At 63.6% G+C, this 13,270-nt stretch carries 12 protein-coding genes; 6 read left to right on the plus strand and 6 right to left on the minus strand.

Going from position 1 to position 13,270, the window contains the following annotated elements; genetic code table 11:
• Position 1 precedes the first annotated feature (1 nt).
• Genes bioC through bioB form a run of 4 tightly spaced genes read right to left on the minus strand, consistent with a single transcriptional unit; the run spans position 2 to position 3,781 of the window.
• Positions 2-826 (minus strand): malonyl-ACP O-methyltransferase BioC, encoded by an 825-nt coding sequence (gene bioC, locus LOY37_RS25095; RefSeq protein ID WP_258715947.1) that lies wholly within the window; start codon positions 824-826, stop codon positions 2-4.
• Positions 819-1,550 (minus strand): alpha/beta fold hydrolase, encoded by a 732-nt coding sequence (locus LOY37_RS25100; RefSeq protein WP_258608347.1) that lies wholly within the window; start codon positions 1,548-1,550, stop codon positions 819-821. Before LOY37_RS25100 ends, bioC begins: the two co-directional genes overlap by 8 nt.
• On the minus strand, positions 1,543-2,715 hold the full coding sequence (bioF, locus tag LOY37_RS25105) for an 8-amino-7-oxononanoate synthase (protein ID WP_093378874.1): 1,173 nt from the start codon (positions 2,713-2,715) through the stop codon (positions 1,543-1,545). The genes LOY37_RS25100 and bioF overlap by 8 nt, the downstream gene beginning before the upstream one ends.
• A 7-nt stretch (positions 2,716-2,722) precedes the next feature.
• The gene (gene bioB / locus LOY37_RS25110; protein ID WP_045199206.1) at positions 2,723-3,781 is read right to left on the minus strand and encodes a biotin synthase BioB; all 1,059 of its coding nucleotides are present in this window, start codon (positions 3,779-3,781) and stop codon (positions 2,723-2,725) included.
• 89 nt (positions 3,782-3,870) lie between these two features.
• Here bioB and LOY37_RS25115 point away from each other — a divergent pair, with 89 nt between their 5' ends.
• From LOY37_RS25115 to rarD, 5 genes are all read left to right on the plus strand, one after another.
• Positions 3,871-4,608, plus strand: coding sequence for a ComF family protein (locus tag LOY37_RS25115; RefSeq protein ID WP_258715948.1), 738 nt, complete (start codon positions 3,871-3,873; stop codon positions 4,606-4,608).
• 59 nt (positions 4,609-4,667) lie between these two features.
• Positions 4,668-5,432: a TOBE domain-containing protein gene (locus LOY37_RS25120; protein WP_045199202.1), complete on the plus strand. Its 765-nt coding sequence runs from the start codon at positions 4,668-4,670 to the stop codon at positions 5,430-5,432.
• 63 nt (positions 5,433-5,495) lie between these two features.
• Positions 5,496-7,403 (plus strand): PhoX family phosphatase, encoded by a 1,908-nt coding sequence (locus tag LOY37_RS25125; protein WP_258715949.1) that lies wholly within the window; start codon positions 5,496-5,498, stop codon positions 7,401-7,403.
• Between the two features lie 161 nt (positions 7,404-7,564).
• Positions 7,565-8,539 carry a serine/threonine protein kinase gene (locus tag LOY37_RS25130; protein WP_258715950.1) on the plus strand — a complete coding sequence of 325 codons (975 nt, stop codon included), beginning with the start codon at positions 7,565-7,567 and terminating at the stop codon, positions 8,537-8,539.
• Positions 8,540-8,604: 65 nt separating this feature from the next.
• Positions 8,605-9,492 carry an EamA family transporter RarD gene (gene rarD, locus LOY37_RS25135; RefSeq protein WP_045199195.1) on the plus strand — a complete coding sequence of 296 codons (888 nt, stop codon included), beginning with the start codon at positions 8,605-8,607 and terminating at the stop codon, positions 9,490-9,492.
• 98 nt (positions 9,493-9,590) lie between these two features.
• Here rarD and LOY37_RS25140 read toward each other — a convergent pair whose 3' ends face one another.
• Positions 9,591-10,109: a glycine cleavage system protein R gene (locus LOY37_RS25140; RefSeq protein ID WP_258715951.1), complete on the minus strand. Its 519-nt coding sequence runs from the start codon at positions 10,107-10,109 to the stop codon at positions 9,591-9,593.
• Positions 10,110-10,544: 435 nt separating this feature from the next.
• On the opposite strand from LOY37_RS25140, the gene LOY37_RS25145 reads away from it, so the two are divergent.
• A complete protein-coding gene (locus LOY37_RS25145; protein ID WP_093378849.1) occupies positions 10,545-12,722 on the plus strand; it encodes a malate synthase G in 2,178 nt (725 codons plus the stop codon).
• 68 nt (positions 12,723-12,790) lie between these two features.
• Here the strand turns inward: LOY37_RS25145 and LOY37_RS25150 are convergent, their stop codons facing one another.
• Entirely contained in the window at positions 12,791-13,234 is a 444-nt protein-coding gene (locus LOY37_RS25150; RefSeq protein ID WP_093378845.1) for a response regulator, read from the minus strand.
• Positions 13,235-13,270: the final 36 nt, after the last annotated feature.

The raw sequence follows: 13,270 nt of genomic DNA on the forward strand, positions 1-13,270 counted from the left end.
CTCAATCCCCTTCTACCGGCGGCTTTTGCAGTACACCGTAGACCACCTGGTAGGTCGCCGGTAGTCCTTGCGGCTGGCGGAAGCGCTCATAGGCCTGCAACAGCCCCTGCATGCGCGCGCGTCCGGTCAGGCCTGCCGGACGGCCGGGGTTGAGGTTGTGGGCGCCGAGGGCCTTGAGTTCGTGGGTCAGGCTGCGTACATCCGGGTAGTGCAACACATGGGGCCGGGACTGCAGGCTCAGCACCTGCAGCTCACTTTCGCCGCACAGGCGCTGATAGTCCTCAAGGCGCCGGAAGCGATTGACGTGCACCAGGCCATCGACCGCCTGCCAGCTTTCGCGCAGTTCATGCAGGGTGCCGACGCAGAGGCTGGCGAACGCCAGTACGCCACCCGGTTGCAGCACGCGCCGGGCCTCGCTGAGCACGGCACGAAAATCGCCGCACCATTGCACCGCCAGGCTGGTGAAAATCAACTCGACACTGGCGTCGCGCAGCGGCAAGCGCTCGGCATCGCCAGCTACATAATGATGCGCCCCGCCTTGCTCGCGGGCGTGCTCGAGCATGCCTTCGGCGATGTCCACGGCGATACCGGCGGCTTGGGGAAAACGGCTGTTCAGGGCGCGACTGAAGTAGCCGGTGCCACTGCCCAGGTCCAGCCAGCGTTGCGGTTCAAGTGCACCCGGCAACTGCTCAAGCAGCGCAGTACCTACCGCGCGCTGCAGTTCGGCGACGCTGTCGTAGCTGGCGGCGGCGCGGGAGAACGACGCAGCAACCTGGCGTTTATCGGGCAAGGCGCCGGGCAGGCCCGGCAGGGAAAGATCAGTCATCACCACTCTCATGTACAAAGGCCTTGATTGCTGCCGCCAACTCATGAGGTGTTTCCATCACAAAACCATGAGCACTGTCTTCCAGCAGCCCGACTTCCACGTCGGGCAGAATCTCCAGCAACTCGCCGGCGACCTCCGCCGGCACCAGCTCGTCACGCCCGGCAAACAGGTGCAACTGCGGGCCGCCATAAGCTTGCACAGCCTTCCGGGTATCGAGCTGGCCGAGCACCTGCAACCCCGCCACCAGTTCCTCGGGGGCCGGCGCGGGCATGCAGGCGCTGAGCAACCGGGCCAGGCTGCGCGGCTCTTGCGCGCCCTGGCTGCACAGCGAAACAAAGCGCTTGAGGGTGACCTGGGTGTGATAACGGCAGCCCTCAAGGAAGGTCTGGAAGGTATCCACCGCCATACCGTGCGGCCAGCCTGGGCGCGAAACAAAACTGAGGTTGCTGCCCAGGGTGATCAAGCCATGGCAGTCATCGCCTCGGCGAGCAGCGAGCTCTGCGGCGAGCATGCCGCCCAGCGACCAGCCACCCAGCCAGGCATGGCGTGGCAGTTGCCGGTCGAGCTTGTCGAGCCAGTCTTCGGGGTTGCTCGACACCAGGCTGGGCAAGGCCTGGATCTCGACCCGCAAACCGGGGTCGATGGCTCGTAGGGTCGCCACTAGCGGTTGCAAGGCGGAGCTGCCCAGGCCCCAGCCCGGCAACAGGATCAGATGATTACGCATCAGCAGGCTCCAGCAGCGGATAACAGTCAGCCAATGCATTCAACAATAGCTGCACCTGCGCCGCGCTGTGCGCCGCACTCAGGGTCACGCGCAGCCGCGCACTGCCGGTAGGCACCGTGGGTGGGCGGATCGCGGTCACCAGCAGGCCGCGCTCGCGCAGCAGCTGCGACAGGCGCAAAGCGCGCGCGCTGTCGCCGATCAGGATCGGCTGGATTGGCGTGAAGCTGTCCATCAACTGCAGGCCGATCTGCTCGGCGCCGCGGCGAAACTGCTGGATCAACGCCGCCAGGTGCTCACGCCGCCAGTGTTCGCTGCGCAGCAGTTCCAGGCTGCGCAGGGTGGCGCAGGCCAGCGCCGGTGGCTGGCTGGTGGTATAGATGTAGGGCCGGGCGAACTGGATCAGGCATTCGATCAGCTCTTCGCTACCCGCCACGAAAGCACCTGCGGTACCGCAAGCCTTGCCGAGCGTACCGATCAGCACCGGCACCTGCGCCAGTGTCAGGCCGAAATGCTCGACGATGCCGCCGCCGTTGCGTCCCAGAGTGCCCAGGCCATGGGCATCGTCGACCATCAGCCAGGCGTCGCGGGCATTGGCCGCTGCAGCCAGGGCGGGCAGATCGGCCAGGTCGCCGTCCATGCTGAACACCCCGTCAGTCACCACCAGGGTGTTGCCGACGGCCTTGTCCAGGCGGCTGGCCAGGCTCTGGGCATCGTTGTGCAGGTAACGGTTGAAGCGCGCGCCACTGAGCAACCCGGCATCGAGCAGCGAGGCGTGATTGAGGCGGTCTTGCAGCACCGTATCGCCCTGCCCGACCAGTGCGGTCAAGGCACCGAGGTTGGCCATGTAGCCGGTGGTAAACAGCAGTGCTCGCGGCCGCCCGGTGAGTTCGGCCAGGGCTTCTTCGACCGCGTGATGCGGACTGCTGTGGCCGATCACCAGGTGCGAAGCGCCGCCGCCGACACCCCAGCGCTCGGCACCGGCGCGCCAGGCGGCGATCACTTCCGGGTGATTGGCCAGGCCCAGGTAGTCGTTGCTGCAGAACGCCAGCAACGGCTGGCCGTCGACCACCACTTCAGGGCCCTGCGGGCTTTGCAGCAGCGGGCGCTGACGGTACAGGTCAGCCGCGCGGCGTTGTTCGAGCCGCGCGCGAAGATCAAAAGCCATGCGCGCCTCAGGCCGAGGCAGCGTTGTAGAACAGCTCGCTGCTCTTGTGCTCGACCAAGGCCTGCTCGATGGCCGCCTGGTGAACTTCGTCGGCGTGTTCTTCACCGGCTTCGGGCTGGATGCCCAGGCGCGCGAACAGTTGCATGTCCTTGTCGGCTTGCGGGTTGGCGGTGGTCAGCAGTTTCTCGCCGTAGAAGATCGAGTTGGCACCGGCAAAGAAGGCCAGGGCCTGCATCTGCTCGTTCATCGCTTCGCGGCCGGCCGACAGCCGCACGTGGGATTTGGGCATGAGGATACGGGCCACGGCGAGCATGCGGATGAAATCGAACGGGTCAACGTCTTCGGCGTTTTCCAGCGGGGTGCCGGCGACCTTCACCAGCATGTTGATAGGTACCGACTCCGGGTGCTCCGGCAGGTTGGCCAGCTGGATCAGCAACCCGGCGCGGTCGTCCAGCGACTCGCCCATGCCGAGGATGCCACCCGAACAGATTTTCATCCCGGCGTCGCGCACATAGGCCAGGGTCTGCAGGCGATCGCTGTAGGTGCGGGTGGTGATGATGCTGGCGTAAAACTCCGGCGAGGTGTCGAGGTTGTGGTTGTAGTAGTCCAGCCCGGCCTCGGCCAGCGCCTGGGTTTGCTCAAGGTCGAGCTTGCCGAGGGTCATGCAGGTTTCCAGGCCCATGGCCTTGACCCCTTTGACCATCTGCAGCACGTAGGGCATGTCCTTGGCCGACGGATGCTTCCAGGCCGCGCCCATGCAGAAGCGGGTCGAACCAATGGCTTTGGCGCGGGCAGCCTCTTCGAGGACCTTCTGCACTTCCATCAGCTTCTGTTTTTCCAGCCCGGTGTTGTAGTGGCCGGACTGCGGACAATATTTGCAATCTTCCGGACAGGCGCCGGTCTTGATCGACAACAGGGTCGAGACCTGCACGCGGTTGGCGTCGAAATGCGCGCGGTGCACGGTTTGCGCCTGGAACAGCAAGTCATTGAACGGCTGCTGGAACAGGGCTTTGACCTCGGCCAGGGACCAGTCGTGACGTGTTGTTGCAGTTGTGCTGGCGCTCATCGGCGGTTCCTTGTTTAGGCTTGTACAAGCGCCGGCACAGGAAACCCCGCCAGCGCATCACGGATAGCTCGCATAGTTAAGGAAGGCTGATGCACTGTCAACCACAAGTCAAAAACAAGGTTTACAACTGGCTATTTAATAACCATACCTGTCTGCTCTGCAATGAAGCGGCCGAGCAGCCCTACCCTTTGTGTGTCGCCTGCGAAAGCGAACTGCCCTGGCTCGATGAACATTGCCAGGTCTGTGCCCTGCCGCTGCCCATGCACGGTCTGGTTTGCGGCCAGTGCAGCCGGCACCCGCCGGCTTTCTATCGGGTCGAGGCGCCCTGGCACTACGGCTTTCCGGTCGATGCACTGGTCACCCGCTTCAAGCACAACAGCCAGTGGCCGCTGGGCCGCCTGCTGGCACAACTGCTCGGGCGCTGGTTGATCCATCGCTTTGAAGAAGGGCTGCCGCGCCCGGCCTTGTTGCTGCCGGTGCCGTTGGCAAAGCGGCGTTTGCGCCAACGTGGCTACAACCAGGCGGGCATGCTCGGTCACTGGCTGGCGCAGCAACTGGGCATAAGCTGCAGCGAACAGGTGCTTATCCGCACCCTCGATACCCCGGCCCAGCAAGGTCTCAAGGCGCAGGCGCGCAAACGCAACCTGCGCCAGGCCTTCGCCATCCACGACAGCAAGCTGATTGCCGGGCGTCATGTGGCGCTGGTGGATGACGTGCTGACCACTGGCGCTACTGCCCAGGCCTTGGCCAGCCTGCTGCTCAAGGCGGGTGCCCGGCGGGTCGATGTCTACTGCCTGGCACGCACCGCCAAGCCCGGCAGCGCTTGACTTGCACGCGGGGTGCGGGCACTTTCGGGCTGTTTCCTTTCAGGTGCCCGTTACCGCTTATGTCTCTGCCTGCCCTGCTCACCCAGCACATCGTCCGCCGTCCGCAGCGTATTGCCTTGCTGCAACACATTGCCGAACAAGGCTCGATCACCCGTGCGGCGAAAAGCGCCGGCATGAGTTACAAGGCCGCCTGGGATGCCATCGACGAGCTCAACAACCTGGCGGCCAGCCCGCTGGTCGAGCGCAGTGTCGGCGGCCGTGGCGGCGGTGGGGCCAAACTGTCCACCGAAGGCCAGCGGGTGCTGCGCCTGTACCAGCGCTTGCAGGCGCTGCAGGCGCAGATCCTCGAAGCCGCCGAAGACGCCAGCGATCTCGACCTGCTCGGCCGCCTGATGCTGCGCACCAGCGCGCGCAACCAACTGCACGGGCGCATCAGTTCGATCGAGACCCAGGGCCGCTATGACCGCATCAGCCTGACCCTGGCGGGTGATCTGCGCATCGACGCCGAGATCACCCACGACAGCACCGCTCGCCTGGAACTGAGCCCCGGTACCGCCGTCGTCGCCCTGATCAAGGCCGGCTGGCTGGAGTTGCTCGGCCTCGGTGAACAACCTGCGCAGGGCTACAACTGCTTGCCGGTCAAGGTCGATGCCTTGCTTGACGACGCCGAGGGCCCCACCGAAGTGCGCCTGGCCCTGGCCAGCGGGCAAACCCTGTGTGCCTTTGCCGAAGCTCACTGGCTTAAGGATCACCGGGTCGTTGTAGGTAGCGACCTGCAGGTGCAGTTCCAGCCTTCCTACGTACTTCTCGGAACGCCGCTGTAAAACTGCCACAAAACCGTCATGCGCCCTGACTAAGGTGACTGCCAAACCCGCAGGAAGCCTGTCATGCACCTATTAGAAGAACACCAGCCAACCGACCTCGAACAGCTCACCCGTCTCAGCCGCCGGCGCTTTATCGGTGCCGGCGCCCTGTGCGGCGCAGCGTTGTTTCTCGGTGGCAATCTGCTCAGCCGCAGCGTTCTGGCCGCCAGCGTCAGCGCCGGCAACAGCAGCCTGCTGGGCTTTGCCAGCATTCCCGCCGCCAGCGCCGACAGCATCAGCCTGCCGCCAGGCTACAAGGCCCGGGTGCTGATCAGCTGGGGCCAGCCGCTGCACGCCAACGCGCCAGCCTTTGACCCTTCCGGCAATGGCAGTGCCCAGGCCCAGGAACTGCAGTTCGGTGATCACAACGATGGCATGAGCCTGTTCCCCTTCCCCGGCGACGACAACCGCGCGCTGATGGCGATCAACAACGAGTACACCAACTACCGCTACCTGTTCAGCCACGGCGGCAAACCGGCCTCTGCCGAAGAGGTGCACAAGGCCCAGGCCGCTGAAGGGGTGTCGGTAATCGAAGTGCGGCGCGCCGACGGCCAGTGGCAATTCATCCAGGATTCGCCCTACAACCGACGCATCCATGGCAACACGCCCATCAGCCTCAGCGGCCCCGCCGCCGGCGATGCCCTGCTCAGAACCGCGGCCGACAACAGCGGGCGCAAGGTGCTGGGTACCTTCCAGAACTGCGCCAACGGCAAAACCCCCTGGGGCACCTACCTGACCTGCGAAGAGAACTTCACCGACTGCTTCGGCAGCAGCGATCCGGCCCAGGCCTTCGATACCGCGCAGAAGCGTTATGGCGCTTCGGTCAGCGGCAAGGACGTCGACTGGCACCCGCACGACCCGCGCTTTGACCTGGCGAAAAACCCCAACGAACTCAACCGCCATGGCTGGGTGGTCGAGATCGACCCGTTCGATCCGCAATCAACACCGGTCAAGCGCACCGCCCTGGGCCGCTTCAAGCACGAAAATGCCGCCCTCGCCGAGACCGCCGACGGCCGCGCCGTGGTGTACATGGGCGACGACGAGCGAGGCGAGTTCATCTACAAGTTCATCAGCCGCGAGCGCATCGACCACAAGAACGCCAGCGCCAACCGCAACCTGCTGGACCACGGCACCTTGTATGTGGCGCGCTTCGACGATGGTGACCGTACCCCTGACCATCCGCGCGGCAAAGGCCAATGGCTGGAGCTGACCCACGGCAAGCACGGCCTCAACGCCGCCAACGGTTTTGCCAGCCAGGCCCAGGTGTTGATCCATGCACGCCTGGCCGCCAGCCACCTGCAGGCCACCCGCATGGACCGCCCGGAGTGGATCGTGGTCAGCCCCAAGGACGGCCAGGTCTATTGCACCCTGACCAATAACGTCAAACGCGGTGAAGACGGCCAGCCGGTCGGCGGCCCCAACCCGCGCGAGAAGAATGTCTACGGGCAGATCCTGCGCTGGCGCGAATCCGCCGATGACCATGGCGCCATGAGCTTCGACTGGGACCTGTTCGTGGTGGCCGGCAATCCATCCGTGCATGCCGGTGATGCCAAGGCAGGTTCCGCCAACATCACCCCGCAAAACATGTTCAATAGCCCCGATGGCCTGGGCTTCGATGCCGATGGCCGCTTGTGGATACTGACTGACGGCGACTACAGCAACAGCGGTGACTTTGCCGGCATGGGCAACAACCAGATGCTCTGTGCAGATCCTGCCAGTGGCGAGATCCGCCGCTTCATGGTCGGCCCGGTGGCCTGCGAAGTGACCGGCATCGCCTTTGCCCCGGACCAGCGCACGCTGTTCGTCGGTATCCAGCATCCGGGCGAAACCGGCGGTTCGACCTTCCCCGAGCACCTGCCCAACGGCAAGCCGCGCTCGTCGGTGATGGCAATCAGCAGGGCGGATGGTGGGATCGTTGGCGCCCATCTGTAGGAGCGGCGGTGCGACGACTCGACTTGACCCGCGATGACGCCAGTGCAGACGGCACATCAGGTGGTGTCTGCATCGCGGGGCAAGCCCGCTCCCACACGAGCCGGCGATGTGCGATACCATGCAGGAACCTTGCGGCCACCTGCCGCATAGCAGGAGCGAGCATGTCCCACCCCTTTGAAACACTCACCCCCGACCTGGTCCTGGACGCCGTGGAAAGCATTGGCTTTCTCAGCGACGCCCGGGTGCTGGCACTCAACAGCTACGAGAACCGGGTCTACCAGGTGGGCATCGAAGGGGCTGAACCACTGATCGCCAAGTTCTACCGCCCGGACCGCTGGAGCAACGCGGCGATCCTCGAAGAACACAGCTTTACCGCGGAACTCGCCGAATGCGAAGTGCCGGTGGTGGCGCCACTGGTGCACAACGGCGAGACCCTGTTCGAGCACAGCGGCTTTCGCTTCACCCTGTTCCCGCGCCGCGGTGGTCGCGCGCCGGAGCCGGGCAATCTTGATCAGCTGTATCGCCTCGGGCAATTGCTCGGCCGCCTGCACGGGGTTGGCGCTACCCGCCCGTTCGAGCACCGCGAAGCGCTGGCGGTGGATAACTTCGGCCACGCCTCGCTGAACACCCTGCTCGAAGGCAACTTCATCCCTAAAAGCCTGCTGCCGGCTTTCGAATCGGTAGCCCGCGACCTGCTCAAGCGGGTCGAAGCGATCTACGCCAGCACTCCGCACCAGGTCATCCGCCTGCACGGCGACTGCCACCCGGGCAACATGATGTGCCGCGACGAAGTGTTCCACATCGTCGATCTCGACGACTGCCGCACCGGCCCGGCCGTGCAGGACCTGTGGATGATGCTTGCCGGCGAACGCCACGAGCGTCTTGGCCAACTCGCCGAGCTGATGGATGGCTACAACGAGTTCCACGATTTCGACCCGCGCGAGCTGGCGCTGATCGAGCCTCTGCGCGCCCTGCGCCTGTTGCACTACAGTGCCTGGCTGGCCCGGCGCTGGGACGACCCGGCGTTCCCGCGCAGTTTCCCCTGGTTCGGCCAGGAGCGTTACTGGGGCGACCAGATCCTCGCCCTGCGCGAGCAAATGGCGGCGCTGGATGAAGAACCGCTGAAATTGTTCTGAAGCGCGTGCGAGTCTGTCTACAATAGCCCCCTGCTTTTAGATAGCTGCCTAAGCAAGGAATCTGCATGCACGCCGCCAACCCGCGCCGCGGGTACATCCTGGGCCTGAGCGCCTACATCATCTGGGGTTTGTTCCCGCTCTACTTCAAAGCGCTGCAAAGCGTCCCCGCGGTAGAAATCATCGTCCACCGGGTGCTCTGGTCGGCGCTGTTCGGCTCGTTGCTGCTGCTGGTCTGGAAACATCCGGGCTGGTTGCGCGAACTGCGCGAAAACCCCAAGCGCCTGGCAATCCTGGCCCTGAGCGGCTCGCTGATCGCCGGCAACTGGCTGACTTACGTGTGGTCAGTAAACAATGGCCGCATGCTTGAAGCCAGCCTGGGCTACTACATCAACCCGCTGGTCAACGTGCTGCTGGGCATGCTTTTACTCGGTGAACGCCTGCGCCGTTTGCAGTGGGTCGCAGTAGGGCTGGCCGCGCTTGGGGTAGCGCAACAAGTTTGGCAGGTCGGTAGCCTGCCTTGGGTATCCCTGGTACTGGCGCTGAGCTTTGGTTTCTATGGCTTGATCCGCAAACAGGCGCCGGTCGCCGCCCTGCCCGGGCTGGTGGTGGAAACCTGGATGCTGGTGCCGCTGGCCATCGGCTGGATGCTGCTCAACCCCATGGCTCACAGCGCCCAGGCCAGCTTCTATACCAGTAGCGAAGCCTTGTGGCTGATAGCCGCAGGTCCGGTCACCCTGGTGCCGCTGGTGTGCTTCAACGCCGCCGCCCGGCACCTGCCCTACACCACCCTGGGCTTCTTGCAGTACCTGGCGCCAACCCTGGTCCTGCTGCAGGCGGTGTGGTTGTTCGGCGAGCACCTGTCGAGCAGCACTCTGGTGGCCTTCATGTTCATCTGGGCGGGCCTGGCGCTGTACAGCGTCGACGCCTGGCTGAGCCTGCGCCGGCGCAGCTGATCAAAAAACACACAGCCACCTGCAGGCCACGCCAATCGTGGCCTGCAGCGACATCTCCCAAGCTTATCCACAGGCGCATCCCCGATAAACCGGGATAACTAATCCTCGGGGCGCAAGTTCAATTCGACCATCAGGTCGTCGGCCAATGCCTCCAGCTTGCCCTGCAACACCTCCAGCGACAGCGTCAGCGGCACCGCCAGCAAGGCATCGGCATGGAACAGCGGTTCGCTGCTCATCGGCGCCGGTCGCACCTCGGTGGTCAGGCGCTCGACGTTGACGCCCTGCTCGGCCAGCAGCCGGGTAATGTCGCGAACGATACCCGGGCGGTCATTGCCCACCAGCTCCATGGCGATCGGCTTCCAGGTGCAGGACGGCTCAATGCCGCTCTCGGCGATCAGCACACGAATGTCGTGCTTGATCAGGGCCTTCAGCGCCTCGACCAGTTCATCGTAGGACTCGGCCGGCACCGCTATCTTGAGAATGCCGGCAAATTGCCCGGCCATGCGCGACATGCGGCTCTCCAACCAGTTACCGTTATGCTCGGCAATGCATTGAGCGATCCGCTCGACCTGCCCGGCCTTATCGGGGGCGATCACTGTCAATACGAGATGATCCACGCGCTAACCCTCTGCTTTTGACGTTCAGCCCCCGAAATCAAAGGGCGCGCAGAAAGTATAGGCAAGGCGCGGCAACCTGCCGCAGGAGCAGCGATTGACTAATCGTGTACTGTTTCAAGATTTATCTGGAACAATCTGCCGCTTTTTTGAGAACATACGCACTCCCAGCGTGACCCTATGCGACCAATTGGTCGCAGAACGACGTATTTAGTCTGATTTTCACAACCGCAGCGCATCATGTAGTATGCCGCAGCGTGGACTACAAAACGTTGGATCGATGTCTGCCAAGGCGCCTGTGAAAATACGCCAACGCCTGCCAGCCTGTCTGGCAGGCCGCACCCAGCCGCCCACAAGGGCATGTTCTGGTGCCGTGTTTAGAGAAGCGCGCAAGGCTTAAATAGAAGAGCTGAATAGCTGAGCAGAGTGAGGCAAGCAATGACTGAACACGTTCAAGTCGGTGGCCTTCAGGTCGCCAAAGTCCTGTTCGACTTCGTGAACAACGAAGCCATTCCCGGAACCGGCGTCAACGCCGAACAATTCTGGGTAGGTGCGGAAAAGATCATCAACGACCTCGCTCCAAAGAACAAAGCACTGCTGGCCAAACGTGACGCACTGCAGGCGCAGATTGACGCCTGGCACCAGGCGCGCAAAGGCCAGGCTCACGATGCCGTGGCTTACAAGGCCTTCCTTCAGGACATCGGTTACCTGCTGCCAGAAGCTGCAGACTTCCAGGCCTCGACCCAGAACGTCGACGACGAAATCGCCCGCATGGCCGGCCCTCAGCTGGTCGTGCCGGTCATGAATGCCCGCTTTGCCCTGAACGCCTCCAACGCCCGTTGGGGTTCGCTGTACGACGCGCTGTATGGCACTGATGCCATCAGCGAAGCCGGCGGCGCAGAAAAAGGCAAAGGCTACAACAAGGTTCGCGGCGACAAGGTGATTGCCTTCGCCCGCGCCTTCCTCGACGAATCGGCGCCACTGGCTGCCGGCTCCCATGTCGACTCCACTGCCTACCGCATTGAAGGCGGCAAGCTGGTGGTCGCCCTCAAGGGTGGCAGCAACAGCGGCCTGCGTGACGATGCCCAGCTGATCGGCTATCAGGGCGACGCTTCGGCGCCGACTGCGATCCTGCTCAAGCACAACGGCCTGCACTTCGAAATCCAGATCGACGCCAGCACCCCGGTCGGCCAGACCGACGCCGCCGGGGTCAAGGACGTGCTGATGGAAGCCGCCCTGACCACCATCATGGACTGCGAAGACTCGGTTGCCGCCGTCGATGCAGACGATAAAGTGGTGATCTACCGCAACTGGCTGGGCCTGATGAAAGGCGACCTGGCCGAAAGCGTCAGCAAAGCTGGCCAGACCTTCACCCGGACCATGAACCCGGACCGCGAATACACCGCACCTAACGGTGGTTCGGTCAGCCTGCACGGCCGTTCGCTGCTGTTCGTGCGTAACGTCGGGCACCTGATGACCATCGACGCCATCCTCGACAAGGACGGCAACGAAGTGCCGGAAGGCATCCTCGATGGCCTGGTCACCAGCCTCGCCTCGATGCACAACCTCAATGGCAACACCAGCCGCAAGAACAGCCGCACCGGCTCCATGTACATCGTCAAACCGAAGATGCACGGCCCGGAAGAAGCCGCGTTCACCAACGAGCTGTTCGGCCGCATCGAAGATGCCCTGGGCCTCAAGCGCAACACCCTGAAAGTCGGGATCATGGACGAGGAGCGCCGCACCACGGTCAACCTCAAGGCCTGTATCCAGGCAGCCAGCGAACGCGTGGTGTTCATCAACACCGGCTTCCTCGACCGTACCGGTGACGAAATCCACACCTCCATGGAAGCCGGCGCCGTGGTGCGCAAAGGCGCCATGAAGACCCAGAAGTGGATCGGTGCCTACGAAAACTCCAACGTCGATATTGGCCTGGCCACCGGCCTGCAAGGCCGCGCCCAGATCGGTAAAGGCATGTGGGCCATGCCGGACCTGATGGCCGACATGCTCGAGCAGAAGATCGCCCACCCGCTGGCCGGTGCCAACACCGCCTGGGTACCGTCGCCGACTGCTGCCGCGCTGCACGCCCTGCACTACCACAAGGTTGATGTGTTCGCCCGTCAGGCGGAACTGGCCAAGCGTACACCGGCTTCGGTCGATGACATCCTGACCATCCCGCTGGCGACCGATACCAACTGGTCGGACGAAGAAAAGCGCAACGAACTGGACAACAACGCCCAGGGCATCCTCGGTTACGTGGTGCGCTGGATCGACCAGGGTGTCGGTTGTTCGAAGGTGCCGGACATCAACGATGTCGGCCTGATGGAAGACCGCGCCACCCTGCGGATTTCCGCACAGTTGCTGGCCAACTGGCTGCGTCACGGCGTGGTCAGCGAAGCGCAAGTCCTGGAAAGCCTCAAGCGCATGGCGCCGGTGGTCGACAAGCAGAACGCCAACGACCCGCTGTACCGCCCGCTGGCTCCGGACTTCGACAACAACATCGCCTTCCAGGCGGCGGTTGAGTTGGTCGTCGAAGGCAGCAAGCAACCGAATGGTTACACCGAGCCGGTGCTGCATCGTCGTCGTCGCGAGTTCAAGGCCCGGAACGGCCTGTAATCGCGTTGTCTTCATCGCGGGTCAAGTCGGAGCGGCGGTGCGCCGATCCGACTTGACCCGTGATGGCTTCAGCCTATCCCCAGTTCCCTGCGCACCAACCCCACCAGCTTGTCCAGATCGATCGGCTTGAGCAGAAAGTCGACGACGCTCAAGTGCATCGCCTCGATGGCGTCTTTCACATCCGCAGCCCCTGAGACGATGATGATCGGCATCGCCGCGCGCTCCGATTCGCGAATCTGACGTATCAGCTCAAGCCCACCGAACGAGCCCATGCGCAGGTCGGTGATCACCAGACCGATACCGCGCTCCTTGGCCAGGCACTCCAGCGCCTGCTTGCCGCTGTTGGCGGTCAGGCATTTGATGCGTTTTGAACTCAGGTACCTGGCCAGGGCATCGCGGGCCACACGGTTGTCGTCGACGATCAAAACCTTGGGCGGCGCAGCCTCAGGCGCAATCACCGATGCCAGGGCTTTGCGCTCGGCTTCGCTCAGTATGTCTTCGTGGTCGGACATGGCTGTCTCATCATCAATGACCTGCAAAATGTCCTG

The sequence above is a fragment of the Pseudomonas sp. B21-012 genome (genome assembly GCF_024749305.1).
In the GTDB taxonomy this organism is placed as follows: Bacteria; Pseudomonadota; Gammaproteobacteria; order Pseudomonadales; family Pseudomonadaceae; genus Aquipseudomonas.